Raw genomic sequence first — 26,847 nt, 5'->3', positions numbered from 1 at the left:
GGAGGCATGCCCGGCTCGCCCGCCCCGAACGGACCGGGGGTGGTGCGCGCGCGTCGCGCGCTCGGCGTCTTCCGGCTGCTCATCGCGGCGCTCGAGGTGATCGCGCTCATCGGCAACTTCCAGTACGTGCTGGGCTTCCGCTTCTTCGCGACGGCGAACTTCTTCAGCTACTTCACCGTGCAGTCGGCGTTCGCGGCGGTCGCGACCCTCGGCGTGGCCGGGGCGTTCGCCCTGCTCGCGCCGCGCGACCCGCCGTGGCTCGGCATCGTCCGCACGATGGTGACGGTGTACGTGCTCGTCTCGGGCATCGTGTTCGCGCTCATCGTGACGCAGGCGTCGACGCACGACTACCGGGTCGACGTGCCCTGGTCCGACACGCTGCTGCACTTCGTCGTGCCCGCCCTCGCCGTGATCGCGTGGACGGCCGACAGCATCATCGCGGTCAACCCGCCCGTGCCGTGGTCGACGGTGGGGTGGGTGCTGGTGTATCCGTCGGCGTGGCTCGTCTACACGCTCGCCCGCGGCGCCGACGTCGGCTGGTACCCGTACTTCTTCCTCGACGAGGCGCAGGTCGGCGGACCGGTCGGGGTCGCGCTCTACTGCGCCCTCGTGCTCGTGATCTTCGTGACCCTCACGGCGGGGCTCGTCGCGGTCAACCGGTGGCTGCAGCGGGCGGGGCGGTCGCGAAGGGAGCGAGGTCGTCGAGCACCGCGGACTGGAACGCCTGGTCGTCGAGGTCGTCGAGCAGGCGAGCCTGCGCGGCAGCGATGATGCCGACGAGCACGGGCGGGCCGCCGCCGAAGGGGCCGGTCGCCTCGCCGCCGTCGACCTCGGCAGGGTCGGGCTTCGGATAGCCGTTCGCGGCACCGAGGTCGATCCAGGCGGAGACCTGGGTGCCGACGCCGACGACGGTGTAGAGGTCGGGCGCCGAGGCGGAGGCGTCGCCCGTCGTCTCGCCCGATCCGGGCTGCTCGGGTCGCCAGAACGCCTCGTCGAAGCGCAGCCAGACGAGGTCGACCGCGCCCGTGCGGAGCTCGTCGAGCGCGCGGCGGTGCCCCGCGGGCAGCGGCGGGTCGAACTCGAACGCGTCGGACTGCAGCACGCCGAGCGGCACGGCGACGACGGCCCGGTCGGCCGACACCGACTCGCCCGAGTCGAGCCGCAGCGAGACGCGGCGATCGGTCGCGGCGAGGCGGGTGACCGCGCTGCCGACGGCGATGTCGAGGCCCTCGGCGAGCAGGTCGGCGACGTCGGAGAGCCGCCCGGTGATGAGCCTGCGCGGGGTCGCGGCGAGCGCGGCGAAATCGGTGTTCGCGGAGACCACCGTCGAGCCGGCCCCGGTGAAGGGTTCGACGCCGGTGCGCACCGTGTGGCTGAGCCACTCGCCGGCGTCGACGCCGTCGGTGTCGCCGTCCTTCGGCGGGAGTTCGCCGGCGCCCATGAGCGCGGCGGCGAGCGAGACGTCGTCGGGCTGCTCAGCCGCCCACGCGTGCGCGGCGGCCACCGCGTCGGGGCCGGTCGCGGGCACCGCGACGGTGCGCCCGTCGAGCGAGCGGGTCTCGGTGCGTGCGGTGAACGGCACGGTCGTGACGGATGCCTCGTCGAGGAGCCGCGCGAGGGCGGCGTCGTCGCCGACGAAGAGCGGGCCGAGCTCGACCGGCCGCCCGAAGGCGTCGTCGCCGACGGTCTCGATGCGTCCGCCGATCCGCGTGCGCGCCTCGACCACGATGACCTCGAAACCGCCGCGATCGAGTTCGCGGGCGGCGGCGAGACCGGCGAGGCCGGCGCCGATCACGGCGACGCGTTCGCCGGGCTCGGACACGGCCATGAGGGAGGCTGCCGCATCCACGCCCGAGCGCAGTGCGCCGTGCAGGGTGCCGGGGGCATCGGGCGAACAGGCCTCACCGGCGAACCAGAGCCGGTCGCCGACGGGTTCGGCGAGCGCCTCGCGCAGTCCGGGCGTGGTGTCGACGGCGCGGAAGCCGAATGCTCCGCGGGCGAACGGGTCGGCCGCCCAGCGCGAGCGGCGCATCGCCGTCGGCAGCGGCACGCCGCCGGGCGTCGCGGTCGGGGCGGGCGTCGTCGGCGTCGGAGTGGGAGTGGGGGAGGGCTTCGGCTCGGGCCCGGTGCAGCTCGCGAGCACGACGGCGGCGGTGCCGGAAAGCGCCGCGGCGAGGAACCCGCGCCGGCTCACGCCGCCCCCGCCGCCTCGCTCACGCATGCTCTCAGGCTATCCGGGTGTCGGCTCATCGAGGAGCGCCCGACGAAGGAGGACGCGTGCGGAGACGTGCTCGCCGAAAGCTGCAGGATCACAGGATCAGGAGACGACCACCCCGCTCGTGGGCGGTGCCGGCCGAATGGTCCTGCAACTCTCCGCAGAACGACGGATCGCCCGCATCCATGCAGATGCGGGCGATCCGGGGCGGTGGTCTCGATGCGCTTCGCTCCTCGACCGACCGGGTTCGGTCACGCGGTGACGTGGCCGTCGGCGACGGTGAGCGCCTCGTCGATGATGTCGAGGCCGCGCACCAGCTCCTCCTCGCTGATCACGAGCGGCGGTGCGACGTGCATGCGGTTGAAGTGGATGAACGGCCACAGTCCGGCCTGCTTGCACGCGGCTGCGACGGCGCCCATGGGCGCCGCGTCGGCCCCGGCCGCGTTGAACGGCACGAGCGGTTCGCGGGTCGAGGCATCCTTCACGAGCTCGATGGCCCAGAAGAGGCCCAGGCCGCGCACCTCGCCGACCGACGGGTGCTTCGCGGCGATCTCGCGCAGGCGCGGGCCGACGACGCGCTCGCCGAGGTCGCGCACGCGCTCGAGGATGCCGTCGCGCTCGAACACCTCGAACGTCGCGACGCCCGGGGCGCACGCGAGCGGGTGGCCCGAGTACGTGAGCCCGCCCTGGAACGCGACCGTGTCGAAGTGCGCGGCGATCTTCTGCGAGATCACGACGCCGCCGAGCGGCACGTAGCCCGAGTTCACGCCCTTCGCGAAGGTGATGAGGTCGGGAGTGACGCCGAAGTGGTTCACGGCGAACCACTCGCCGACGCGGCCGAAGCCGACCATGACCTCGTCGGCGATGTACACGATGCCGTACTTGTCGCACAGCGCGCGCACGCCCTCGAGGTAGCCGGGCGGCGGCACGAGCACGCCGTTGGTGCCGACGATCGTCTCCATGATGATCGCGGCGATCGTCGACGCGCCCTCGAGCACGATGACCTGCTCGAGGTGCGCGAGCGCGCGCTGCGCCTCTTCGGCAGGGGTCGTCGCGCCCCACGACGAGCGGTACTCGTACGGGCCGAAGAAGTGCGCGACGCTGCCGTCGCTCGGCTCGTTCGCCCAGCGGCGCGGGTCGCCCGTGAGCGAGATCGCGGTCGCGGTGCCGCCGTGGTAGCTGCGGTACATCGACAGCACCTTGCGACGACCGGTGACGCCGCGTGCGAGACGCACCGCGTACTCGTTCGCGTCGGCGCCGCCGTTCGTGAAGAACACCTTGTCGAGGTCGCCGGGGGCGACCTCGGCGATGCGGCGCGCGAGTTCGCCGCGTACGTCGGACGCCATCGACGGCTGGATCGTCGCGAGGCGGGCCGCCTGCTGCTGGATCGCCGTCACGAGGTCGGGGTGCTGGTGGCCGAGGTTCAGGTTCACGAGCTGCGACGAGAAGTCGAGGTACTCGTCGCCCTGGTAGTCCCAGAAGGTGGCGCCGGCGCCGCCCGCGACGGGCAGCGGGTCGATGAGGGCCTGCGCGCTCCACGAGTGGAACACGTGGGCCCGGTCGTCGGCGCGCACCTGCGCGTCGGCGGCGGGGTCGGGGAGCTGGTGCACGGACCCCTGGCGGTCGGTGTAGGCGGGCCCGTCGGTGAGGGTGTCGGTCATTTCGGATGCCTCGTTCAGTCGTTCGCCGGGACTCAGTGGTTCTGGGGGAAGCCCAGGTTGATGCCGCCGTGGGTGGCCGGGTCGAGCCAGCGGCTCGTGATGGCCTTCTCGCGGGTGAAGAAGTCGAAGCCGTGCGCGCCGTACGCCTTCGAGTCGCCGAAGAGCGACTGCTTCCAGCCGCCGAACGAGTGGTAGGCGACGGGCACGGGGATCGGCACGTTGATGCCGATCATGCCGACCTCGATCTCGTTCTGGAAGCGACGGGCCGCACCGCCGTCGTTGGTGAAGATCGCGGTGCCGTTGCCGAACTGGCCCGAGTTGATGAGGTCGACGCCCTCCTGGAAGGTCTCGACGCGCACGATCGACAGGACCGGGCCGAAGATCTCCTCGGTGTAGGCGCGCGACGTGGTCGGCACGCGGTCGAGCAGGGTGGGGCCGAAGAAGAAGCCGTCCTCGTGGCCGTCGACGGTGAATCCGCGGCCGTCGACGACGACCGCGGCACCGTCGGCCTCGGCGATGTCGACGTACGACGACACCTTGTCGCGGTGCACGTCGGTGATGAGCGGGCCCATGTCGGGCTCGACGCCGTCGACGCCCGCGCCGTTGCCGATCTTCAGCTTGCCGATGCGCTCGGTGATCTTCTCGATGAGCTCGTCGGCGACCGGCTCGACGGCCAGCACGACCGAGATCGCCATGCAGCGCTCGCCCGCGGCGCCGTAGCCCGCGTTGATCGCCATGTCGGCGGCGAGGTCGAGGTCGGCGTCGGGCAGCACGAGCATGTGGTTCTTCGCCCCGCCGAGCGCCTGCACGCGCTTGCCGTGCTTCGAGGCGGTCTCGTAGATGTACTGCGCGATCGGCGTCGACCCGACGAACGAGATCGACTGCACGTCGGGGGAGGTGAGCAGGCCGTCGACGGCCTCCTTGTCGCCCTGCAGCACGGTGAACACGCCGTCGGGCAGGCCGGCCTCCTTCCACAGCTCGGCGAGCCAGAGCGCAGCCGACGGGTCCTTCTCGGAGGGCTTCAGCACGACGGCGTTGCCCGCGGCGATCGCGATGGGGAAGAACCACATCGGCACCATGGCCGGGAAGTTGAAGGGGCTGATGATGCCGACCACGCCGAGCGGCTGCTTGATCGAGTACACGTCGATGCCGGTCGAGGCGTTCTCGCTGAACGCGCCCTTGATGAGGTTCGGGAAGCCGGTCGCGAGCTCGACCACCTCCTGCCCACGGGCGATCTCGCCCGCGGCGTCGGAGAGGACCTTGCCGTGCTCGGCGGTGATGATGGCGGCCAGCTCGCCCTTGCGCGAGTTGAGCAGCTCGCGGAACGAGAACAGCACCGCCTGGCGCTTCGCGATCGAGTACTCCGACCAGACCTTGAAGCCGGCGACGGCCGACGCGATCGCCGCGTCGATCTCGGCCTGGTCGGCGAGGGCGACCTCGGCCTGCACGGCACCCGTGGCGGGGTTGTACACCGGTGCGGTGCGGCCCGAGGTCGAGGTGCGCAGCGCGCCGTCGATCCAGTGTCCGATCACGCGCGATTCGGGGGTCGTGGTGGGTGACGAGGCCGTCTCCGTGATGCTCATCGCAGCTCCTTCAGCTGGTCGTGCGGGGCCGGGTCGGACAGAATGCCCGATGCTCGGCTAAGCTTCTGTTTCCAAGTGTTGCAGAGGCGAAGTGAGCGGAGCGATGGCAGTTCGTCGCGAAGATGAGGCGATCCGAACGGATCGTCCGACGGGTCAGAACCCGGTGATGCCGGCGGTCGGCGACGGGGCGGCGATGCCGACCGTTCGCGAGATCGTCGGGCTCCAGGCGTTCGCCGACGGGGTGCCCGAGGTGCTGGTCGGCGGCGAGGCCCTCGAGGCCCCCGTGCGCTGGGCGCACGTCTCCGACAGCGCCGGAGTGGCGCGACTCCTCGACGGCGGCGAGCTGCTCCTGTCGACGGGCTCCGGGTGGCCCACCGAGCCCGACGAGCTCTCGGCCTTCGTGCGCGGGCTCGTCGACGCGGGACTCTCGGGCCTCGTGCTCGAGCTGGGCGCGCACTACCGGTACGTGCCGGCCGTCGTCGTCGAGACGGCGCAGGAGCACGGCCTCGCGCTCGTCGCGCTGCATCGCGAAGTCAAGTTCGTCGCCCTCACCGAGGCGGTGCACAGCCGCATCATCTCCGAGCAGACCGCCGCACTCCGCGCGCGCGACGAGGTGCGCGAGCGATTCACGGCGCTGAGCCTTCGCGGTTCGCCCGCCGACTACATCGTGCAGCAGCTCGCGCAGACCCTCGGCGCCCCCGTCGTGCTCGAGAACCTCGCGCACGAGGTCGTGGCCGCCGAGGTGCCGGGCGGCGACGAAGCCGAGCTCTTCGCGAACTGGGAGACCCGTTCGCGGCACGCCCACGACGACGACGCCCTGCTCATCGTGCCGGTCGAGGCGCGCGGCATCAGGTGGGGGCGGCTCATCGCGCTGCCGGGCCCGCCGCATCCGGCCGGCCGTACGGGCGTGCTCGAGCAGGGGGCGATCGCGCTCGCGCTCGGTCGCCTCGCCGACGGCATCGAGGTCGACGAGTGGGTGCGGGCGGGGCGCCAACGGCTCATCGACGCGCTGCTCGACGGCCGGTTCGCCGGATTGCCGGCCGCGGCCGGCCGGCTCGTCGCGGCGGGCTTCCCCGTCGAGCAGGCGGCACTCTACGGGCTCGTCGCGACCGGCGCCCCGATCGAGGCGCGCGCGGTCGACGCCGCGGCGCGCGAACTCGGCGGGCGGGCGCTCGCCGGCACGGCCACCGGCGCTGCACCCGCGACGATCGTGCTCGTCTCCCTGCCCCAGCGGGCGGTGCTCGACGACGAGGCGGCACGCGGGTTCGCGCGGGCGATCGTCGGCTCCGAGGCATCCGCAGAACGCATGGTGATCGCCATCGGATCGCGCGCGACCGGGCTCGACGGCCTGCTGGGCTCGGTGCAGGAGGCGCTCGACCTGGCGCGGGCGCCGGGCGCCCGGCCGAGTCGCGGGCCGGTGCTGCGGCGTGCCGAGAACCGTCCGCTCGTGCGGCTCGTGACGTCGCTGCGCGACGACCATCGGTTGCAGCGGCACAGCGAGCAGATGCTCGCCCCGCTCATCGAGTACGACCTCGCCCGCGGCGGCGACCTGCTCGACGTGCTGGGCGCGACGCTCGCGCACCCGGGCAACCGCACGGCGGCGGCGTCGGCCTCGCACCTGTCGCGGTCGGTCTTCTACCAGCGGCTCGCGCTCATCGGCGACCTGCTCGACGTCGACCTCGACGACGGCGAGACGCTGACGGCCCTGCATCTCGCCCTGCTCGTGCGCCGCAGCGGGACGCGCTGAGCACCGGCGAACCGGTGTTCACTTGCTATTGACAAGTGAACTTGTTAAGAGCAAGCTGAGTCTCGCAACCCACGAACGAACGACGATCCCGATGGAGGAGATCATGACCACGACCAGCATCTTCGTGAACCTGCCGACGACCGACCTCGACCGCTCGAAGGCGTTCTACGAGGCCCTCGGCTTCAGCATCAACCCGCTCTTCACCGACGAGAACGCCGCGTGCGTCGTGCTCGACGAGAACATCTACTTCATGGTGCTCACCCGCGAGTACCTCGGCACCTTCACCGACAAGCAGATCATCGACCCGAAGACGCAGGCGCAGACGAGCATCTCGTTCACCCGCGACTCGCGCGACGAAGTCGACGCGGTGCTCGCCAAGGGCCTCGCAGCGGGCGGGTCGGAGCCGCGCGAGGCGCAGGACTACGGGTTCATGTACTCGCGCGACCTCGAAGACCCCGACGGCAACATCCTCGGGTTCCTCTTCATGGAGCAGGCGGCCGTCGAGCAGGGCCCCGACGCGTACCTGGCGCAGCAGGCGTCGGCCGGCGGCGCGGCCTCGGCCTGAGGCGTCCCGCATGGCGACGCGCGCCGCGCGCGGCTACGGCCAGTACAGCGGCGTGGCACGGGCCCTCGAGCGGGTCGGCGAACGGTGGGCGCTGCTCATCGTCCGCGACCTGCTCGGGGGCGCGCGGCGGTACAGCGACCTCAAGGCGTCGCTGCCGCGCATCCCGACGAACATCCTGAGCGACCGGCTGCGCGAGCTCGGGGAGTCGGGGGTGATCCGGCGCGTTCCGATGGTGCGCGGCGGCTACGAGCTCACGCCCCTCGGGCGTGAGCTCGCGCCCGTCGTCGCCGCGCTCGAACGCTGGGGCTGGGCGGTGCTCGGCGACCCCGGAGACGGCGAGACGGTGAGCGCCGACTCCGTCGCCTTCGCGCTGCGATCGGCATTCCGGCCGGATGCCGCGGCGTCGATGCCGCCCACGGAATACGTGCTGCACCTGGCCGACGAGAGTGCTCCCGACGCGGTGGTCGTCTCGGTGTCGGCGATCGTCGTGGGCAGCACGCTCGACGTCGCGCCCGTCGGCCCCGGCGCCCTGCCGCAACCCCGGCGATCGGCGTTCGAGCCCGTGCCGCAGGCCGTGCTCGAACTCGAGCTCGCACCAGGCCGGCTGCGAGCACTGCTGGCGGGCGAGGCATCCGTGTCGAAGTCGTTCGCAGGTGACGCCGAGCTGCTCGCGCGGTTCAGCGAGACGTTCCGCATCGAGCCGGCGGGGCCGCCGCAGGGGGCGGCCGACGCGGCGGTCGCGTGAGGCGGGCGTTATCCAAGCGATACGGAGAACTCCTTCCTGCGGACGGGAGCGGGCCGGTACGTTGATCGGACACGGCCGGGGGCCACGTGCATGAAGGAGATCCATGCCTCGCAACGTATCTTTCGTCGGATCGTGGGCCGGAGCGGTTCTCGCAGCGGGCACAGCGCTCGTGCTCGTCGGGTGCGCGACGTCGGGCGACGCGACCGAGCCCGAGCCGACGGCCGCGGTCACGGCCGCGCCGACACCCGTCGAGACACCGACGGCCACACCGACGGTCGCGCCGGTCGCCGTCGATCCGGCTGATGTGTCGACCTGGACGATCACGACGAGCGGCATCGGGCCGATCCAGCGAGGAGCCTCGGCCGAGGCGGCCATCGCCGAGCTCACGGCCTTCGAGTCAGAGGAGTACTGCCCCGGGATCGTGCAGCTCTCGACGGAGGGTTCGGCCTCGATGCTGTTGACCCACCCCGAGGGCGCTGACGCGATCGGCGGGGTGTGGGCCAACGGCCGCGCCGACGCCGAGGGAGTGGTGCCCGCGTCGCCGAAGACCGAGACCGGTGTAGCGCTCGGGTCGACCATGGACGAGCTCGCAGCCGCCTACCCCGACCTCGCGCCGTCGAACCAGACGGGTGCCGAGTCGTACGGTTACGCCGCCGGCGACGAGGCGAGCGGGTACCTCAACTTCCTCGTCGAGAACGATGTCGTCGTGATGATCGGGGTCCAGGACCGGGCCGGCATTCCGAAGGAGTTCTGCGGTTGAACGTGCCGACCATGAGCCGAGCCAGAGGAGTCCTCGCGGCGCTCGCGGTCGCTGCCGTGCTCGCCGCCTGCTCGGGCTGCGCGATCAACGCGGGCGGCGCCGCGACCTCGCGGGCGTCCGAGCGCTTCAGCGGCGTCGCCGACGTCGACGAGGTCGCAGTCAGCGGTTCGAACAACCTGCCGTTCATGGGGTCCGCGAACGTCGTGCTCCGCGTCGACGACGCAGCGTCGCCCGAGCGCGCCGTCGAGCTCGGTCACGAGCTCGGTGCGTTCATGGCGCACGACGGCGGCGGCGCCGTGTCGTGGAAGGGTGCGATCGAGTACGAGAGCTTCACGGTGGAGATCACCGACGATCGCGCCCTGAACGACACGCGGCTCGCCATCGCGGGTCCGATGTGGGAGAGCGGCGTCGAAGGCGTGCTGAGCGCGTCGGAGGTGTTGATGTCGGCCGTCGACGCCGACGGGCTCGAGCCGGCGGCACGCCGTTCCCAGGCGCTCGCGGCCCATGACTCGCTCGAGGTCCGTTCAACCGCGGAGGTCGGCGCGTTCGTGCCCGTCGAGGGTGAACCGGCCGACGGCTATGACCAGGTCCTGATGCAGGGGCGATACGGGATGCCGACGCGGTTCGAGGCCGTCGCCGACCCCGGCGTCTCCCTCGAGGCCGAGTTCGACGTCTTCGACGAGGTGCGGGCCTCGTATCCGGTCGAGGCGGGCCGGATCAGGGAGGGAGAGGTCAGCCTCCTCGTGACGGTCACCGACCTCGACTCGGCGACGGCGCTCGCCGAGCAGCTCGCAGCCGCATCCGGCATCGAGGTCGAGATCGAGCGGGCCGGGCCCGGCGACGTGCCGCTCTGGGGCTAGACGACATCGCCGGACCCGGCCCGCTCGGGCGGGCTACTTCGCGACGAACGAGAGCCGCTTGTTCGAGAACTCGCCGATGCCGATGGGGCCCATCTCGCGGCCGAAGCCCGATCGCTTGACCCCGCCGAACGGCAGCTCGGCGGCCTCGGCGGCGATCGTGTTGACGTGCGTCATGCCGACCTCGAGACGCGAGGCGACGCGGGCGGCACGTGCCTCGTCGGTCGAGAAGACCGAGCCGCCGAGGCCGAGCGCGCAGTCGTTGGCGAGTTCGAGGGCCTCCTCGTCGCTGTGCACCCGGTAGACCGTCGCGACCGGTCCGAAGATCTCCTCGCGGTACGACTCCGAGTCGCGCGGAACGTCGGTGAGCACGGCGGGGGAGTAGTACGCCCCGGGGCCGTCGGCGAGGACGCCGCCCGCCTGGAGCTTCGCACCCTCGGCGATCGCCCTCTGCACCTGCGCGTGCACCGTCTCGGCGGCGGTGCGCGTCGACAGCGGGGCGTACTGGCCCTCGCCGAGGTCGAGCTGGTCGCCCGGCTCGAGGCCCGTCGCGAGCTTCGTCAGCTCGGCGACGAACTCGTCGTAGATGTCGTCCATGACGATCATGCGCTTGTTCGAGTTGCAGACCTGGCCGCCGTTGTAGACGCGGAAGTCCCACGCCGCCTTCGCCACGGAGGCCACGTCGTCGGCGTCGAGCACGACCATCGGGTCGATGCCGCCGAGCTCGAGCACGGCCTTCTTGAGGTGGCGGCCCGCCTGCTCGCCGATGATGGCGCCGGCGCGCTCGGAGCCCGTGAGCGAGACGCCCTGCACGCGCGGGTCGGCGATCATGGTCGCGATCTGGTCGTGCGAGGCGAACACGTTCTGGTAGCCGCCGACCGGAACGCCGGCCTCCTCCATGATCTCCTGGACGGTCAGGGCCGAGCGCGCGCAGATGTCGGCGTGCTTCAGGATGATCGTGTTGCCGAGCACGAGGTTCGGCGCCGCGAAGCGGGCGACCTGGTAATAGGGGAAGTTCCACGGCATGACGCCGAGCAGGGCGCCGACGGGCAGCTGCTCGATGACGGCCTTGCCGGGGATGGTCGACGGGATCTCGTGGTCGGTGATGAGGCTCGGGCCGTACACCGCGTAGTACTCGATGATCGAGCGGGCGAACTCGACCTCGTCGAGCGACTCCGCGATCGACTTGCCCATCTCGACGGCGATGAGGCGGGCGAGCTCGTCTCGACGCTCGTCGAAGAGCTCGGCGACGCGCTTGACCACGGCGGCGCGCTCCTGCACGCTGCGTTCGCGCCACTCGCGGTAGGCGGCGTCGGCCGCCGCGAGCGTCTGCTCGATCTCGGCGTCGGTCGCCGACTCGAACGTCTCGACGATCTCCCCCGTCGCGGGGTTCTGCACCCGGTACTTGGCCATGTCTGCTCCTCCTGAAACCTGAATCCTGAAACGTAGAACGCGCCTCAGCGCGAGATGAACACCTTGCGGAGCGGTTCGCGGACCGTCCAGATGGTCTTCATGCCGGCCTCGAGTCGCACGACGGCTCCCGGCGCCAGCACGATCGGGTCGCCGGGGCGGCCCGTCGACGGCACGTGCTCGAACTCGACCGTCGCGGCGCCCGCGAGCACGACGAACACCTCGTCGACCTCGACGTCGCGCATCGCGCCGGCCGACATCTCCCAGACGCCGATCTCGCCGGCCGCCGACTCGTCGAGGGGGAGGTACGCCGTCGTCGGGCTGCCCGCGACGACCTGGTCGGCCGGCACCGGCTCGTGCTCGAGCGCCAGCCCCGCGGCATCCGTCACCGCACCGGCGAGAAGCCGCAGCACGTCGCCCTGCCCGTCGGCGCTCACGAGTCGAACCCCAGGCCGAGCGCGTCGAGCGTCTTCAGCAGCACGTTGCGCTTGCCGCGGTTGTGGTCGGCTCGGTCGAGCGACCAGCGCGTGGCGTTGATGCCCATCGCCGCCGCGGGCTCGGGCGGGAAGGGCAGGGGGCGCTTGCGCACCATCTCGAGCGAGGTGCGCTCGTTCTCGCGCCCCTCGAGCAGGTCGAGCATGACCTCGCCGGCGAACCGCGTCGATCCGACGCCGAGGCCCGTGAAGCCCTGCGCGTAGGCGACGCGGCCGTCGCGCGCCGTGCCGAAGAACGCCGTGAACTGCGTCGAGGTGTCGATCGCACCGGCCCACTGGTGGCTGAACCGCAGCCCCTCGAGCTGCGGGAACGTCGTGAAGAAGTGGCTCGCGAGCTTCTGCCAGGTCTCGGGGCGGTTCTCGTACTGCTCGCGCACCTTGCGGCCGTAGTGGTAGATCGCGTCGTAGCCGCCGAACAGGATCCGGTTGTCCTTCGAGAGGCGGTAGTAGTGGAATTGGTTCGCCATGTCGCCGATGCCCTGGCGGTCGTTCCAGCCGATCGAGGCGAGCTGCTCGGCCGACAGCGGCTCGGTCATGAGCACGTAGTCGTACACCGGCACCGTCATGAGCCGGTTGCGCTTCAGGAGCGACGGGAAGACGTTCGTGGCGAGCACCGCGTGCTTCGCGTCGACGCGGCCGCCATCGGTGACGATGCTCACCGCGCCCGTCGACCCGGGAGTCTCGAGCCTGCGCACGGGCGAGCCCTCGAAGATCTCGACGCCGCGTTCCTCGGCCGCACGGGCGAGCTCGGCCGCGAGGCGCGCCGGGTGCACCATGGCGTTGGTGCGCTTCTCCCAGACCCCGGCGAGAAAGGTCGGCGAATCGACGGATGCCCGGACCGCGGCCTCGTCGAGGAACACGACGTCGTCGGCCTCGCCGTTCGACGCCGCCTCGTCGGCCCACTCGCGCAGCCACTCGACCTGGTGCTCCTCGATCGCGGGGGCGAGCTGCCCGGTGCGCTCGAACTGGAAGTCCATGCCGTACTTCGCCTCGCTCGCCTCGATGGCGTCGAGGTTCTCCATGCCGAGGCGGTGGAGCAGGTCCATCTCCTTCGGCCAGCGGGCCTTGCCGTTCTCGTCGCCGTGCGTGAGGCTCGCCTCGCAGAAGCCGCCGTTGCGGCCGGAGGCCGCCCAGCCGATGCGCTTCGCCTCGACGAGCACGACGCGCGCGTCGGGGTTGCGCTCCTTCGCGAGCAGCGCCGTCCAGAGGCCGGTGTACCCGCCGCCGACGACGACGAGCTCGGCGACCTTCGTGCCGGCGAGCTTCGGCCGGTTCGGCGTGAGGGTTGCGGGCAGGTCGTCGCGCCAGAACACCGCGTGATGGGTGGTGGCGAGCGAGTGCTCGATGACGGATGGACGGGGGGTGCGTCGTTCGAAGACGGTGGTGCCCACGGGGTATCACTCCGATGCGATTGGTTGCCATCCATCCTGACGGCGGCGGGTCGAGGTCGCCAGCGGCGGGTGTCGCGATCTGGGCTCGCGACCGAACGACTTGTCCGATCGGCTGCAGCCGCTGTCGCAACGCACTCCTGGAACGTACCCCCCGTTCGTGGGGCATGGCCCGGATTGGTGCGAGATGTCGTGCCGGAGGATCCCTCATCCGTGAATAAACTCCACCATATGGACGGTATGACGGCCGTGCGGGGGGACGCGTCGTCGGGATCGGGTGCAGACCCGATCACGACGATCGACGGGCTGTCCGTGCCAGACGGGCACGAGCGGAAGTTCGCGCCGCCCAGAGCGCGCGGCGCCACCGTGAGCCGTCGACGACTGATCGAGCGCGCGCGAACCTCGCGGGCCGCGCTCGTGAGCCTCGTGGCCCCGGCGGGGTACGGGAAGTCGACGATGCTGCGCGAGTGGGCCGAGCTCGACGAGCGCCTGCTCGTCTGGGTCTCGCTCGACCGTTTCGACGACGACCCGGCGGCACTCGTCAACGTGCTGGCGGAGGCGTTCGACCATGCGCTGCCGGGCGACGAGCGGATCGCGGGCGTCGCCGCCCTGCCGATGACCGGTCCCGGAGTGCTGGGCCGGGCGGCCCCGCTCCTCGCCTCGGCGATCGAGCGGCTCGGCGTTCCGTTCGTCCTCGTGCTGGACGACGTGCACGAGGCCGACTCGCCGGACTGCCAGGACGTGCTCGAGGTCGCGCTCGCGCGCGTGCCCGAGGGGTCCCAGGTCGTGATGGCGAGCCGGCGCGTTCCGCCGTTCCTCTCGCGGCTCCGGCTCGGCGGTGACATCGTCGAGATCGGCGCCGACCACCTGCGGCTCGACGTCGACGACGCCCGCCAGGTCTTCGAGCTGCTCGACGCCGGCACCGACGACGCCGAGCTCCGACGGCTCGTCGAGCACACCGAGGGCTGGCCGACGGGCATCACGCTCGCCGCGCTGGTCGCCCGCGACGGCGGCGACCCGGTCGACGTCGGCGGCGACGACCGTTTCGTCGCCGACTACCTGTACCGCGCCTGCTACGCCGGGCTCGAGCCAGACGACCAGTCCTTCCTGCGGCGCACCGCCCTGCTCGAGCACCTCTCGGCCGGATGCTGCGACGCGGTGCTCGAACGCCACGACTCGCGTGCGCGACTACGGGATCTCGAACGACGCGGACTCTTCCTCGTGCCGATCGACCGCCGCCGCGGCGAGTACCGCTATCACCAGCTCTTCCGGGAGTTCCTGCTCGCGGAACTCGACCGAGTCGAGCCCGGCGCCGACACCGAGCTGCATCGTCGGGCCGCGCGCTGGTGCGAGGAGCACGATCACGTGCACCTCGCCATCGAGCACCTGCTCGCTGCCGGTGACCGCGCGCAGTCGGTGCGGCTCGTCGCCGAGCGCGGGCTCACGGCCTACCAGGCCGGCGAGCTCGCCGCCCTGACGCGCTGGATGCAGGAGCTCGGCGACGAGGCGATCGCCTCGTTCCCTCCCCTCGTCGTGCACGCAGGGCTCCGAGCCATCCTCGCGGGGCAGGCGGCCGAGGCCGATCGATGGGCGCGCATGTTCGACGCGATCGAGTACGACGCTCCGCCCGAGTTCGGGCTTCCGCAATACCACTCGGCGCGGGCGATGGTGCGGGTCATCATGTGGCGCGAGGGACTCGCCTCGGCCACCGAGGACGCCGCCTACGCGCTCGGCGCCGAGTCGCCGTCGAGCCTGTGGCGCGACCAGGCGCTGCACCTGTTCGGCTGGACGAAGCAGCTCGCCGGCGATGACGGCGGGGCGAAGCGCGCCTTCGAGCAGGCGACGGCTCAGGCCGAACTGTTCGGCAACGCCGACACGATCCTGCTGAGCGAAGCCGAGCTCGCCGTCATGGCGTTCGATCGGGGTGCGATCGATGAGGCCGGAGGCCATGCCGACCGGGCGATGAACGTCATCGAGTCCAGCAACATGCACGGCTACGCGACGACGATGCTCGCGCTCGCGGTCAGCGCCCGCATCGCGATCCGCCGGCGCGACCTCGCGACCGCCGAGCGCCTGCTCGTGAGCGCCATGCGAGATCGCGGGCTCTGCACGCATGTCATGCCGGTGTTCGCCGTCAAGGTGCGGCTCGAGCTCGCCCGGTCATTCGCCGCCCTGGGCCGGAACCCGACGGCCGCCCACCTGCTGCACGAGATCGACGAACTGCTGCGCGCGAGACCCGACCTCGGCACCCTGGTCGACGCCGTCGACGAGCTCCGCTCCTCGCTCGAGCATTCGCGCGAGGTGCTCGGCAGCTCGCCGCTCACGCCGGCCGAGCTGCGACTGCTGCCCTACCTGCAGACGCACCTCACGATCGCCGAGATCGGCGAGCGGCTGTTCGTCTCGCGCAACACGGTGAGCTCGCAGGTCGGCTCGATCTACCGAAAGCTGCAGGTCACCACACGCGGCGCCGCCGTCGAGCGTGCCGGCGAACTCGGCCTCCTCGGTTGAGCGTCGGGACGGCGGTCGACGATCACGCGTCACCCGTGATGAACGTCTCGAGGTCGAGCCCGAGCGCGACCGCCAGGTGCTGCGCGGCGGCGACCGCTCGCGGCGCCCCGACGATCGGGACCACGCCGACGACCACGTGCACGAGCTCGGCCGTCGAAGCCCCCGCCCGGACGGCCGCGTCGGCCACTGCGGCGAACGAGGCGTCGGTGCCCCCCACGCCCGCCAGGGCACCGAGGCGCGAGAGCGCGAGCGACTTCGCCGTGAGCGAGCTGGTGTCGGGCTCGCCGAAGACCTCGCTCGAGAGCCGCTCGTCGGCGATGGCGAGTCGGCGCAGCGCTTCGATGTGGTCCATGGCGGGTGCTCCAATCGATGCCTTCGATCCCACCGCGATTCGGCTCCGCCCGCATCACGCAGATCACGCGATCGCGTCGGCGGGTGGTCATCACACGATCTGCGTGATGCAGGTGATGGGTGGCGTCAGCACGATGGGAGCGGGTGCGGTTCCGCGTGCCCGACCGCCGGAGCGAAGCGCTCCGAGCCGAACTGCCGAGGGGGCGCGATCCATGGAAGATCTCGAATTCGGACCGGTCGAGCTGGTGCTCGCCGCATATGACGGCGATGCGCCGGATGCGGGCGTCGTGGAGGCGGTGCTCGACCTCGTCGAGGCCGGTACCGTGCGGCTCCTCGACCTCGTGCACGTCGCGCGCACGGCCGACGGCATCGAGTTCCTCGAGCTCGACGAGACGGGCATCGAGTTCGGCGAGATCGAACTGGCCGGCGAGGGCCTCGTCGGCGAAGACGACGTGAACGAGCTCGGCGGCCGCCTTCCGGTCGGCGCATCGGCGCTCCTGCTCGTCGTCGAACTGGTCTGGGCGAGGCACCTCGCGAGCAGGTTGCTCGCGGCCGGTGGTGTCGTCGTCGATTCGGTGCGGATCCCCGCACCGGTGGTCAATGCCGTGGTCGCGGAAGCGCGCGACGCGCTCTAGAGGGGGAGAAACGACGATGCCACTGTTGAGAAGGTTCGGTCGACCGGGTCTGATCGGAATGGCCGCGCGCACCGCGGTCGTCGCCGGAACGGCGACCGCCGTGAGCGGCGGGGTCATGCGGCACCAGCAACGCAAGGCCGACGAGAAGTACGAGGCCCAGCAGTACGAGATGCAGCAGCAGGCCGCGATGTACCAGGCGCCGCCTCCGCCTCCGCCCGCCCCGGCGCCTGCCGCGGCACCGGCGGCCGGCGGCACCGACGTCGTCGCCGAACTGCAGCAGCTCGCGACGCTCAAGGAGCAGGGCGTGCTGAGCGACGCCGAGTTCGAGGCCGCCAAGGCCAAGCTGCTCGGCTGAGAACGAAGAGACAGGAAAGCTGAAATGACCGATACCGCATCTCGTTCCGTGATCGGGGCACAGCTCCCACCGGCTCGCACGCTGCCCTTCGCGCCGAAGGCGTCCGGCAGCATCGCCGGACGCACGCTCGGCGAATCGACGTACGCGCCGCTGCCCGCCGAGCGCCATCTCGGCGAGCAGGCGCCCAACGTCCTCGTCGTGCTCATCGACGACGCGGGGCCCGCGCTGCCCAAGCCGCTCGGCGGCGTCGTCGAGACGCCGACCCTCGACCGCATCCGTTCCGGCGGCATCGGGTTCAACCGGTTCCACACGACGGCGATGTGCTCGCCCACCCGTGCGTCGTTGCTCACGGGCCGCAACCACCACCGGGTCGGCAGCGGTCAGATCGCCGAGCTCGCGAACGACTGGGACGGCTACTCGGGCCACATCCCGAAGTCGAGTGCGACGATGGCGGAGGTCCTCCGCAACTACGGGTACTCGACCGGCGCTTGGGGCAAGTGGCACAACACGCCGGCTGAAGAGACCACGTCGGCCGGTCCGTACGACCGCTGGCCCACCGGCTACGGGTTCGAGTACTTCTACGGGTTCCTCGCGGGGGAGGCATCCCAGTACGAACCGAACCTCGTGCGCAACACGACCGGCGTGCTGCCGCCCAAGTCGCCCGAGGAGGGCTACCACCTGAGTGAGGACCTCGCCGACGACGCGATGCACTGGCTGCGCGACCACAAGGCGAACGCGCCCGACAAGCCCTTCTACATGTACTGGGCGACGGGCGCCATCCACGGGCCGCACCACATCATGAAGGAGTGGGCCGACAAGTACAAGGGCAAGTTCGACGACGGCTGGGACGCCTACCGCGAGACGGCGTTCGCCGGGGCCAAGGAGTCCGGCTGGATCCCCGACTCGGCCGAGCTCACCCCGCGACCCGAGAGCCTGCAGGGCTGGGACGACATCCCCGATCACCAGAAGCCGTTCCAGGCGCGCCTGATGGAGGTGTGCGCCGGCTTCGGCGAGCACGCCGACGTGCAGGCCGGCCGCCTCATCGACGAGATCGAGCGCCTCGGCTACCTCGACAACACGATCATCGTCTACATCTGGGGCGACAACGGGTCGTCGGGCGAGGGCCAGAACGGCACGATCAGCGAGCTGCTGGCGCAGAACATGATCCCCACGACGATCGACCAGCACATCGCCGCGCTCGAGGAGCTCGGCGGGCTCGACGCGCTCGGCACCCCTGCGACCGACAACCAGTACCACGCGGCGTGGGCGTGGGCGGGGTCGACGCCGTACCAGGGCATGAAGCTCATGGCCTCGCACCTCGGCGGCACCCGCAACCCGATGTTCGTGCAGTGGCCCGGCCGGATCGCGCACGACCCCGAGCCGCGCACCCAGTTCCACCACGTCATCGACGTCGTGCCGACGATCTACGAGATCCTCGGCATCTCGCACCCCGACATGGTGAACGGCATCCCGCAGGACCCGATCGACGGCACGAGCTTCGCGTACGCGATCGACGACCCGTCGGCCGACGGACGGCACCGGGTGCAGTACTTCGAGATCATGGCGAGCCGATCGATCTACTCAGACGGGTGGATCGCGTCTGCGACGGGGCCGCGCCTGCCGTGGGTGCCCGGGGCGCCTCCCGGCATCGCGACCTGGACTCCCGACGCCGACAAGTGGGAGCTCTACCACCTCGACGAGGACTGGAGCCAGGCGCGCGACCTCGCCGCGGAGCATCCCGAGAAGCTCGCGCAGTTGAAGGAGCTGTTCGCGATCGAGGCGGCCAAGAACGAGGTGCTGCCGGTCGGCGGCGGGCTCTGGGTTCCGGTCTACCACCCCGAGTTCCGGCTCGGCCCGGCCTACACCGAGTGGGAGCTGTCGGGCGATACCGTCCGCATCCCCGAGTTCTGCGCGCCGGCGCTCGGCAACAAGCCGAACACGGTCTCGATGCAGGTCGACCTGCCCGAGCAGGCGAACGGCGTGCTCTACAAGCTCGGCGGCGCCGGCGGCGGGCTCACGGCCTACCTCGTCGACGGCGTGCTGCACTACGAGTACAACCTGTTCCTGGTGCAGCGCACGATCATCGCCTCGGCCGAGCCGCTCGCGGCGGGCGAGGCGACGATCGAGATCGTGACCGACTACCTCGAGCCCCGGCCCGGCGGACCGCTCTCGGTCTCGCTGAAGGTGAACGGCGCCGAGGTCGGCTCGGGCACGGTGCCCGTCAGCGCGCCGCTGCTGTTCTCGGCGAACGACTGCCTCGACATCGGCCGCGCGTACGGCGGACCCGTCTCGCGGGCGTACTTCGACAAGATGCCCTTCGCCTTCGACGGTACGATCGACAGCGTCCATGTCGCGTACCACCTGCCGGCGAAGGCTTGAGTCCCACTGAACACGCAGAGAACTGACGAGTCCGCGATCGGCGCGGCATGAGCGGAACGCTTCAGGCATTCGCGCATGTCGTGCCGATCGCGGTCGCGGTCGCGGCGAGCTCCGTGCCGATCCTCGTCACGCTCTCCATCCTGCTGTCGCCGAACGGCGACCGGGTCGCCGGGCCGTTCCTCGCGGGATGGCTCGTCGGCATGACCGCGCTCGTCATCGGGTGCACGGCGCTCGCGCAGGTGCTGCCGCGCCAGGGGTCGCAGCGCGAGCCCGAGCAGGCCGTCGGCATCGCCGAGATCATCGTCGGCGCGCTCATCATCGTCGTCGCCATCGTGGGACGATTGCGCGCTCCGCGCACGCCCGCCGACCAGCCGCCGAAGTGGCTCGGGCGCATCAGCCGGCTCGGCCCGGGCGAGGCGTTCACGCTCGGCGCGGTGCTCAACATCCGGCCGAAGAGCCTGCTGCTCGTCGTCGCGGCGGCGCTCTCCATCCGCGGCGCCGGGCTCACGGCCGTGGAGTCGGTCGTGGTGATCGCGTGCTTCGTCGTCATCGGGGCCTCGACCGTCGCCGTGCCCATCGTCTCGGCGAAGGTCGCGCCCCGGCGCACCGCCCCCCGCCTCACGAGCATGCGCGACTGGATGTCGCGGAACAGCCGGTCGATCACGGGCCTGATCCTCGTCGTGATCGGCGTGTTCGTCATCGTCTCGGGCATCGGGCGGCTCTGACCCCGCGAGACCTCGCCGGGGCTGCGAATCACGCAACCTGAGTGATGCCTGTGCAGGTCGCGGCTCGGTACCGTGACGGCAACCGAGGCGACGCGCGGGTTCACTCCCGGGCGCCCGTCCAACCCCACAGGGAGGAACCGAAATGAGCGACACCGAAACCACCGGCTGGGTCGGCTGGGGATACTTCGCTGCGATCGTGCTGCTGATCGCGGGTATCTTCGACGCGATCTACGGACTCATGGCCATCATCGGCCCCGACAGCGCCTACTTCCTCACGAGCGAGAACCTGTTCATGATGAACGTCGCCGGGTGGGGCTGGTGGCACCTGATCATCGGCGCCTTCCTGATCATCACGTCGCTCGCGCTCTTCGGAGGCGCCACCTGGGCACGGGTCATCGCGATCATCCTCGCGATCGTCAACGCGATCGGGCAGCTCTTCCTGATTCCCGCCCAGCCCTGGCTGTCGATCATCCTGATCGTGCTCGACATCCTCGTGATCTACGCGCTGACGGTGCACGGACGCGAGCTGAAGGCCGCCGCGCGCTGAGTCGACGCCGGCGCCGGCCGGAGGAGCGCATCGGGACCCCGTGAGGGGCTCGGTGCGCTCCTTCGTCGTTCGGCCGTCAGCCGAGCGCCGGTGCGTGCTGCTCGAGGAACTCGTACACCTCGGTCTGGTCGACGCCGGGGAACGTGCCCGTCGGCAGCGCCGCGAGCAGCGATGTCGGAGTGCGCGCGGCCGGCCACGAGGCATCCGCCCACTTCTCGGCGAGGCCCGCGGGAGCCTGGCAGCACGACGGATCGGGGCAGCGAGAAACCGCACGATGCGGTGTCTCCCGGCCGCGGAACCACTTGACGTGCTCGAACGGCACGCCGACCGAGACCGAGTACTCGCCCTCCTTGGCCTTCTCGATGCGCGACGTGCACCAGAACGTGCCCGACGGCGTGTCGGTGTACTGGTACCAGGGGCTGAAGCGGTCGTCGACGTCGAAGACCGTGCGAGCGGTCCAGTTGCGGCAGACGGTGGTGCCCTCGACGGCGCCGAGTGCGTCGGAGGGGAACCGCACCCGGTCGTTCTCGTACGCCTTGATGATCGTGCCCGACTCGTGCACCTTCATGAAGTGCACGGGGATGTCGAGGCGGGCCGTCGCGAGGTTCGTGAACCGGTGCGACGCCGTCTCGTACGAGACCGCGAAGTGGTCGCGCAGCTCCTCCATCGAGATGCGCCGCAGGTTCTTCGCCTCGGTGAGGTAGCGCACCGCGGCCTGCTCGGGCAGCAGGATCGCTGCGGTCAGGTAGTTGGTCTCGATGCGCTGGCGCAGGAAGTCGCCGTAGCTCGCAGGCTCCTCGTGGCCCAGCAGGTGGCTCGCGAGCGCCTGCAGGATGGGGGAGCGGGAGTCGCGCGACGGCGACTGCTGGGTCGGCAGGTAGATGCGGCCGTTGCGCTTGTCGGTCACCGAGCGGGTGGAGTGCGGCAGGTCGCCGACGTAGTGCAGCGAGTAGCCGAGGTGGGTCGCCATGTCGGCGACGAGCTGGTGCGAGACCGGGCCCCCGGTGTGGCCGACGGCCTCGAGCAGCTCGGCCGCCTTCTGCTCGAGCTCGGGGTAGAAGTTGTCGCGGGCGCGCATCTCGGCGCGCAGCTCGGCGTTCGCCCGGCGCGCCTCCTCGGGGGTCGCGGCGCGCTCGCGGTGCAGGCGGTCGATCTCGTTGTGCAGCGCGAGGATCGTCTGCAGGGTCTGGTCGCTCATCGACTTCGCCACGCGGAACGGGTCGAGTCCGAGCGCCGAGAAGACCGGGCCCCGCTGGGCGCGTTCGACGGCGATCTCGAGGGCGGCCCGCTCGCTCGGCGCATCGGTGCGCAGCAGCTCGTCGACGCTCGTGCCGAGCGCGAGGGCGATCGTGCGCAGCATCGACAGTCGCGGCTCGCGCTTGCCGTTCTCGATCGCCGACACCTGGCTGGGCGCCCGGTCGATCGCGCGGGCCAGTTCGCCGAGCGTCATCCCTCGTGCGACCCGGCGCTCCCGGATGCGGCGGCCGAGCGTGAGGGCGTCGAGCTCACCGGCCCCTTCGGGCGCGGCGGCGGGCGCGCCCGCCGGTTCGACGGGGGCGAGGTGCGCGCGATCGGCGGTGATCATGCCATCGATGGTCACACGCGCGCGGCGTTCCCGCAAACGGAAGAAGTTGCGAAGTTCTGCGAGATTCGGGACTTCGGCTCCGCTTCGCGCTCAATTTGGATGTCGCGCGCCGGAATAACCTCGAAACTACGCTATGCGCGCGATGATCTCGTCGGCGAGGTCGACCGCGGCGTAGCCGTCGGCGAGCGCCGCCATGAACGCCGCGTGCACCTGGGCACCCGGGACGACGACGCCGTCGAACTCGAGGTCGGGTGCGGCGCACGCGTCGTGCGCGACGGCGACGGCATGACCGCGGTCGGCGGCGGCGCGCACGGTCGCGTCGACGCACATGCTCGACATCATGCCCGCGACGACGAGGTCGACCGGGCTGATCGGGTCGCCCGGCGTCGCGGCGCTGCGGGCCAGCTCGTCGAGGCGCTCGGCGAGGTCGGTCTCGAGGAACGCGTTCGGATTCGACTTCGTGACGAGGGCTTCGTCCGCGCGCGGTGCGACGACCGGATGGATCTCGACGCCCGGCGTGCCCGGCTGGAAGAACGCGGCGTCGGGCGCGTCCCAGACGTGCTGCACGTGCACGACCGGCTCGCCGCGCTCGCGCCACGCGGCGAGCAGGCGCGCCGCTGCGGCGGCCGCGGCATCGGGGTCGACGAGCGGGTGCCGCCCGCCCGGGAAGTAGTCCTGCTGGATGTCGATGATGAGCAGCACGCGGGTCACCCGCCCACCGTAGCGCGACGGGTGGGTGCTTCGACACGCGGTGCTCGCGTGTGCGCGGCGTGCGTCAGCCGAGCGCGCGCTCGCGCGACGCGAGCACCTCGGGCACGTGCCGCTCGGCCCAGTCGCGCAACGCGCCGATCGGCTCGAGCAGCGACTCGCCGAGCGGGGTGAGCGAGTACTCGACGCGGGGCGGCGAGTCGGCGAAGGCGCGGCGCTCGACGAGCCCGTCGCCCTCGAGCGCCCGGAGCGTCTCGGTGAGCACCTTCGGCGTGACCTCGCCGACGCGGGCGCGCAGCTCGGTGAATCGCAGGGTGCCGGCGCGCGAGAGCGCGAGGATGACGAACATGGTCCAGCGCTCGCCGATGCGCCCGAAGATGACCCGGCTCGGGCAGTCGGGCGCGAGCACGCTCCACGGCTCTGCGGTGATGGCGTTCGGCTCGGACATCGGACCCCCGTGCAGGTGCGGTTCCCCCGAGGGAACTTCCGTTGAAGTAACCGGCGACGCGTCCGTAGCGTCTCAGGCATGAGGATTCTACTGACCGGCGCGACCGGATACATCGGATCGGCCGTGCTCGACGAACTCGTCGGCGCGGGACACGACGTCGTCGCGGCCGTGCGCAGCGAGCGCGCGGCCGACGACGTCACCGTGCGCGGTGCGACCGCGGCGATCGGCGAACTCACGGATGCCTCGTGGCTCGCGCGTCGGCTCGACGGCGTCGACGCGGCGATCCACACCGCGGCGCCCGCCGCCGATGCGGCCGCGTTCGACAGGGCGATCGCGGAGGCGGTGCTCGACGCCTTCGCGGGCACCGGCCGCCGGTACGTGCACACCGGCGGCATCTGGGCGTACGGCGCGGGCGACGACCTCGACGACGACGCCGTGCCCAACCCGCCGGAACTGGTCGCGTGGCGGGTGCCGATCGAGGAGCGGCTGCTCGCGGCATCCGATGCGGTGACGGTCATCGCACCGGGCGTCGTCTACGGGCGCGGTCGCGGGCTCTCCGGGCTGGTCGTGGAGGCGCCGCGCGACGCCGCCGGCCGCCTCGAGCTCATCGGCGACGGGGACCAGCACTGGACGTGGGTGCACGTCGACGACCTCGCGCGCCTGTACCGGCTCGCGGTCGAGCACGAGTCAGGGCTCGGCCGGGTCGTCGGCAGCGACGGATCGCCGACGACCGTGCGCGAGGTCGCCGAGGCGGTCGTCGGTCGGGGAGGTGCCACGGGCGTCGTCGCTGAGGGCGCCGGGCGCTCGCGCTCGCGGCTCGGCGAGGCGTTCGCCGATGCGCTGCTCCTCGACCAGCGTGCATTCGGCGCGAAGGCCCGCGCACTCGGCTGGGTTCCGGAGCGCACGAGCGTGATCGACGAGATCGTCGCCGACGAGGCATCCGTCGCCTGACGGACGGGCCGCCCGGGTCGGGGACCCGGGCGGCCGATCACCCGCCTGCGGCTCCCCGGCCGGCTCAGTCCTCGCGCGCGAGCACGGGCGCCGGCCCGCCGAGCATGTCGAGGTAGTGCACGTTGGTCATCACGCCGAGGACGTTGCCGAACGGGTCGACGACCGAGGCCGTGACGAAACCGGGGCCGTGCTCCGTGATCGGCATGAGGGGCGTCGCGCCGAGCTCGACGAGCCGCGCGACCGCCCGCTCCAGGTCGTCGACGTGCCAGTGCACGAGCGCGCCGCCGGTGCCGGCGCCGAGCCCCGCCGGCGCGAACCGCCGGTCGATGAACCCGAGTTCCTGCTGGTGGTCGCCGATGCGGAACTCGACGTAGGCCGGGCTCCCGTCGGGGCCGGGACGGCTGAAGTACGGCTCGATGCCGAGCACCTCGGTGTACCAGGCCGCGGCCGCGGCGGGGTCGTCGACGTAGCAGTTGATGGTGGCGATGCCTCGCAGCATGGGATTCTCCTCGTCCTCGGCGACCGGTCGTCGCCCTGATGAATCCATGATCGAACGCAGAAGTGCTCACCTATTGACTACTTTTGCGACGAGAATCGGAACATGCGTGCAGACCGACTCGTCGCGACCCTCCTCGTCATGCAGGCGCGAGGCAGGGTGACCGCGAGGCAGCTCGCCGAGGAGCTCGAGATCTCGGTCGCCACGGCCCGCCGCGACCTCGAGGCGCTGTCGGCGGCCGGGATCCCCGTCTACCCGCAGCCGGGCCGGGGCGGCGGCTGGCAGCTCCTCGGCGAGGGCCGCACCGACCTCAGCGGCTTCACGGCGGCCGAGGCGCGAGCGCTGTTCCTCCTGTTCGGACCTCGCGCCGGTGAGAGCGAGGAGGCGCGCTCGGCCCTGCGCAAGGTGCTGCGGGCCCTGCCCGCGACGTTCCGCGCCGAGGCCGAGGCCGCCGCCGAGTCGATCGTCGTCGACTCCGGCGGGTGGGATGCGCCGGCGACCCGGCCGTCGCACCGGGTCGAGGTGCTGCAGGCGGCGGTGGTCGAGCGACGTGTCGTGCGCTTCACCTACACGCGCTGGGGCGGCGAGCCGGCGTCGCGCACCGTGCGCCCGCTCGGTCTCATCGACACGCGCGGCACGTGGTACCTGATCGCCGACCGGGTGCCGCACGACTCGGCGGACGTGCCGCCCGACGTCGCCGATCGACGGAGCTACCGCGTCGATCGCATGGCCGACGTCGAGGCGCTCGCCGAGCGGTTCGAGCCGCCCGCGGACTTCGACCTCGATGTCGCCTGGGCCGACCTGCGCGCCGCCGCGCAGCGCGCTCGCCGCCGCGTCGAGGCCGTCGTGCTCGTCGACCCGGCCGCGGCCGACGAGTTCCGCGGCTGGGTCGGGGGCCTCGTCGACGAGGAGGTCCACGACGACGTCGACGGCCCCGGCGACGTGCGCGACGGGCGGGTGCGGGTGCGCGTCGTCGCCCAGAGCGAGACGGTCCTCGTTCGACGACTCGCGGGCTGGGCTGCGGAGATCGAGGTCGTCGCACCCGTCGGACTCCGTGGACGACTCGCCCAGGTCGGCGTCGCCCTCACGGCGCGGTACCCCTGACCCGGCGGCGCTCGACGGCGGTCGGCCGGCGATGGGGACGGGTCCCCATTTCGCGCTGTCGGTGCCTCCTGCTTGGATGGAGCGGGGGACCGGGAACGACTCGGTACCGAAAATCCAGGGGAATCACACAGATGACTGCATCACGTCCGCTCGCCGCCGCCTCGTTCGCGCTGCTCGCGCTGCTCTTCACGGGTTGTGCCGCCACCGGCTCCGCCGACGACGCGAAGTCCGACTCGAAGGCCGACAGCGCCGAAGCTGCACCCGCCGCCGACCAGAGCAAGGAGGAGGCGTGCGAGATCGTCGAGGGCACCCTCACCGACCTGCAGTCGCTCTCGTCGGTCGACGCGAGCGACCCGACCACCGCGCTCGAGGCGTTCAAGGGTGCCCAGGCCAAGGTGGGTGACGCGGCCGACCAGGTCTCGAACGCCGACGTCAAGCCCGCGCTCGACGGTGCCGCGACCGCCATGAACGAGTACGTCGAGTACGTCGACGGCATGCTCGCCGACCCGGCGAACGCCGACATCTCGGCGATGAGCGACCACCTCGAGTCGCTCACCACGAGCATCACGGAGCTCACCACGATCTGCGCGTAACGCACGGATTGCGGAGCGGGGGCGCACCTTCGGGTGC

General features: G+C 71.5%; 26 protein-coding genes. 15 read left to right on the top strand and 11 right to left on the bottom strand.

Going from position 1 to position 26,847, the window contains the following annotated elements; genetic code table 11:
• Nucleotides 1-6: 6 nt before the first annotated feature.
• On the top strand, nucleotides 7-771 hold the full coding sequence (locus ACWGPE_RS07155; RefSeq protein ID WP_231432132.1) for a Pr6Pr family membrane protein: 765 nt from the start codon (nucleotides 7-9) through the stop codon (nucleotides 769-771).
• Here the strand turns inward: ACWGPE_RS07155 and ACWGPE_RS07150 are convergent.
• The 3 genes from ACWGPE_RS07150 to ACWGPE_RS07140 all read right to left on the bottom strand — a co-directional run bounded on the left by ACWGPE_RS07150 (nucleotide 653) and on the right by ACWGPE_RS07140 (nucleotide 5,459).
• Entirely contained in the window at nucleotides 653-2,221 is a 1,569-nt protein-coding gene (locus ACWGPE_RS07150) for an FAD-dependent oxidoreductase (RefSeq protein WP_452048418.1), read from the bottom strand. The genes ACWGPE_RS07155 and ACWGPE_RS07150 overlap by 119 nt on opposite strands.
• Nucleotides 2,222-2,466: 245 nt before the next feature.
• Nucleotides 2,467-3,876, bottom strand: a complete 1,410-nt coding sequence (locus ACWGPE_RS07145; RefSeq protein ID WP_231432131.1) for an aspartate aminotransferase family protein — start codon at nucleotides 3,874-3,876, stop codon at nucleotides 2,467-2,469.
• Between the two features lie 32 nt (nucleotides 3,877-3,908).
• On the bottom strand, nucleotides 3,909-5,459 hold the full coding sequence (locus tag ACWGPE_RS07140) for a CoA-acylating methylmalonate-semialdehyde dehydrogenase (protein WP_231432130.1): 1,551 nt from the start codon (nucleotides 5,457-5,459) through the stop codon (nucleotides 3,909-3,911).
• A gap of 166 nt (nucleotides 5,460-5,625) precedes the next feature.
• Between ACWGPE_RS07140 and ACWGPE_RS07135 the strand changes: the two genes are divergently transcribed.
• The 5 genes from ACWGPE_RS07135 (at nucleotide 5,626) to ACWGPE_RS07115 (ending at nucleotide 10,136) form a co-directional block, all read left to right on the top strand.
• Nucleotides 5,626-7,206: a PucR family transcriptional regulator gene (locus ACWGPE_RS07135; RefSeq protein ID WP_452048417.1), complete on the top strand. Its 1,581-nt coding sequence runs from the start codon at nucleotides 5,626-5,628 to the stop codon at nucleotides 7,204-7,206.
• Between the two features lie 103 nt (nucleotides 7,207-7,309).
• A complete protein-coding gene (locus ACWGPE_RS07130) occupies nucleotides 7,310-7,771 on the top strand; it encodes a VOC family protein (RefSeq protein WP_231432128.1) in 462 nt (153 codons plus the stop codon).
• Nucleotides 7,772-7,781: 10 nt separating this feature from the next.
• Nucleotides 7,782-8,516 carry a winged helix-turn-helix transcriptional regulator gene (locus tag ACWGPE_RS07125; RefSeq protein WP_231432127.1) on the top strand — a complete coding sequence of 245 codons (735 nt, stop codon included), beginning with the start codon at nucleotides 7,782-7,784 and terminating at the stop codon, nucleotides 8,514-8,516.
• A gap of 103 nt (nucleotides 8,517-8,619) precedes the next feature.
• On the top strand, nucleotides 8,620-9,276 hold the full coding sequence (locus ACWGPE_RS07120) for a hypothetical protein (RefSeq protein ID WP_231432126.1): 657 nt from the start codon (nucleotides 8,620-8,622) through the stop codon (nucleotides 9,274-9,276).
• An 11-nt stretch (nucleotides 9,277-9,287) separates the two neighbouring features.
• Entirely contained in the window at nucleotides 9,288-10,136 is an 849-nt protein-coding gene (locus ACWGPE_RS07115; protein WP_231432125.1) for a hypothetical protein, read from the top strand.
• Nucleotides 10,137-10,169: 33 nt separating this feature from the next.
• Here ACWGPE_RS07115 and ACWGPE_RS07110 read toward each other — a convergent pair whose 3' ends face one another.
• From ACWGPE_RS07110 to ACWGPE_RS07100, 3 genes are read right to left on the bottom strand one after another with little or no spacing between them, the layout of a single operon-like run.
• Nucleotides 10,170-11,546, bottom strand: a complete 1,377-nt coding sequence (locus ACWGPE_RS07110; RefSeq protein ID WP_231432124.1) for an NAD-dependent succinate-semialdehyde dehydrogenase — start codon at nucleotides 11,544-11,546, stop codon at nucleotides 10,170-10,172.
• A 44-nt stretch (nucleotides 11,547-11,590) separates the two neighbouring features.
• A complete protein-coding gene (locus ACWGPE_RS07105; RefSeq protein WP_452048416.1) occupies nucleotides 11,591-11,980 on the bottom strand; it encodes a cupin domain-containing protein in 390 nt (129 codons plus the stop codon).
• Nucleotides 11,977-13,428, bottom strand: a complete 1,452-nt coding sequence (locus tag ACWGPE_RS07100) for an NAD(P)/FAD-dependent oxidoreductase (RefSeq protein ID WP_452048415.1) — start codon at nucleotides 13,426-13,428, stop codon at nucleotides 11,977-11,979. Before ACWGPE_RS07100 ends, ACWGPE_RS07105 begins: the two co-directional genes overlap by 4 nt.
• Nucleotides 13,429-13,656: 228 nt before the next feature.
• Here ACWGPE_RS07100 and ACWGPE_RS07095 point away from each other — a divergent pair, with 228 nt between their 5' ends.
• A complete protein-coding gene (locus tag ACWGPE_RS07095; protein WP_452048414.1) occupies nucleotides 13,657-15,933 on the top strand; it encodes an AAA family ATPase in 2,277 nt (758 codons plus the stop codon).
• A 22-nt stretch (nucleotides 15,934-15,955) separates the two neighbouring features.
• Here the strand turns inward: ACWGPE_RS07095 and ACWGPE_RS07090 are convergent, their stop codons facing one another.
• Nucleotides 15,956-16,285: a hypothetical protein gene (locus tag ACWGPE_RS07090; RefSeq protein ID WP_231432120.1), complete on the bottom strand. Its 330-nt coding sequence runs from the start codon at nucleotides 16,283-16,285 to the stop codon at nucleotides 15,956-15,958.
• Nucleotides 16,286-16,496: 211 nt separating this feature from the next.
• On the opposite strand from ACWGPE_RS07090, the gene ACWGPE_RS07085 reads away from it, so the two are divergent.
• From ACWGPE_RS07085 to ACWGPE_RS07065, 5 genes are all read left to right on the top strand, one after another.
• Nucleotides 16,497-16,919 (top strand): DUF6325 family protein, encoded by a 423-nt coding sequence (locus ACWGPE_RS07085; RefSeq protein WP_231432119.1) that lies wholly within the window; start codon nucleotides 16,497-16,499, stop codon nucleotides 16,917-16,919.
• Nucleotides 16,920-16,977: 58 nt separating this feature from the next.
• Entirely contained in the window at nucleotides 16,978-17,274 is a 297-nt protein-coding gene (locus ACWGPE_RS07080) for an SHOCT domain-containing protein (protein ID WP_231432118.1), read from the top strand.
• Nucleotides 17,275-17,298: 24 nt separating this feature from the next.
• On the top strand, nucleotides 17,299-19,653 hold the full coding sequence (locus ACWGPE_RS07075; protein ID WP_231432117.1) for an arylsulfatase: 2,355 nt from the start codon (nucleotides 17,299-17,301) through the stop codon (nucleotides 19,651-19,653).
• 47 nt (nucleotides 19,654-19,700) lie between these two features.
• Nucleotides 19,701-20,378: a GAP family protein gene (locus tag ACWGPE_RS07070; protein WP_231432116.1), complete on the top strand. Its 678-nt coding sequence runs from the start codon at nucleotides 19,701-19,703 to the stop codon at nucleotides 20,376-20,378.
• Between the two features lie 142 nt (nucleotides 20,379-20,520).
• Complete coding sequence (locus ACWGPE_RS07065) at nucleotides 20,521-20,925, top strand: DUF7144 family membrane protein (RefSeq protein WP_231432115.1); 405 nt, start codon at nucleotides 20,521-20,523, stop codon at nucleotides 20,923-20,925.
• 76 nt (nucleotides 20,926-21,001) lie between these two features.
• On the opposite strand, the gene ACWGPE_RS07060 is transcribed toward ACWGPE_RS07065, so the two are convergent.
• From ACWGPE_RS07060 to ACWGPE_RS07050, 3 genes are all read right to left on the bottom strand, one after another.
• Nucleotides 21,002-22,510, bottom strand: coding sequence for an XRE family transcriptional regulator (locus ACWGPE_RS07060; RefSeq protein WP_231432114.1), 1,509 nt, complete (start codon nucleotides 22,508-22,510; stop codon nucleotides 21,002-21,004).
• A 126-nt stretch (nucleotides 22,511-22,636) separates the two neighbouring features.
• Nucleotides 22,637-23,221: a cysteine hydrolase family protein gene (locus tag ACWGPE_RS07055; protein ID WP_231432113.1), complete on the bottom strand. Its 585-nt coding sequence runs from the start codon at nucleotides 23,219-23,221 to the stop codon at nucleotides 22,637-22,639.
• 64 nt (nucleotides 23,222-23,285) lie between these two features.
• Nucleotides 23,286-23,666, bottom strand: coding sequence for a winged helix-turn-helix transcriptional regulator (locus ACWGPE_RS07050; protein WP_231432112.1), 381 nt, complete (start codon nucleotides 23,664-23,666; stop codon nucleotides 23,286-23,288).
• A 78-nt stretch (nucleotides 23,667-23,744) separates the two neighbouring features.
• Between ACWGPE_RS07050 and ACWGPE_RS07045 the strand changes: the two genes are divergently transcribed.
• Complete coding sequence (locus ACWGPE_RS07045) at nucleotides 23,745-24,617, top strand: NAD-dependent epimerase/dehydratase family protein (RefSeq protein ID WP_231432111.1); 873 nt, start codon at nucleotides 23,745-23,747, stop codon at nucleotides 24,615-24,617.
• A gap of 64 nt (nucleotides 24,618-24,681) precedes the next feature.
• On the opposite strand, the gene ACWGPE_RS07040 is transcribed toward ACWGPE_RS07045, so the two are convergent.
• Nucleotides 24,682-25,116: a VOC family protein gene (locus tag ACWGPE_RS07040; protein WP_452048413.1), complete on the bottom strand. Its 435-nt coding sequence runs from the start codon at nucleotides 25,114-25,116 to the stop codon at nucleotides 24,682-24,684.
• A 102-nt stretch (nucleotides 25,117-25,218) separates the two neighbouring features.
• Here ACWGPE_RS07040 and ACWGPE_RS07035 point away from each other — a divergent pair, with 102 nt between their 5' ends.
• Both ACWGPE_RS07035 and ACWGPE_RS07030 read left to right on the top strand, forming a co-directional pair.
• The gene (locus ACWGPE_RS07035; protein ID WP_452048412.1) at nucleotides 25,219-26,217 is read left to right on the top strand and encodes a helix-turn-helix transcriptional regulator; all 999 of its coding nucleotides are present in this window, start codon (nucleotides 25,219-25,221) and stop codon (nucleotides 26,215-26,217) included.
• Between the two features lie 131 nt (nucleotides 26,218-26,348).
• Complete coding sequence (locus tag ACWGPE_RS07030) at nucleotides 26,349-26,810, top strand: hypothetical protein (protein ID WP_452048411.1); 462 nt, start codon at nucleotides 26,349-26,351, stop codon at nucleotides 26,808-26,810.
• Nucleotides 26,811-26,847 lie beyond the last annotated feature (37 nt).

It is taken from the genome of Agromyces sp. NPDC055658 (assembly GCF_053618155.1).
The sequence above is the reverse complement of the archived record's forward strand: the minus strand, read 5'-3'. Positions and strand labels throughout refer to the sequence as shown.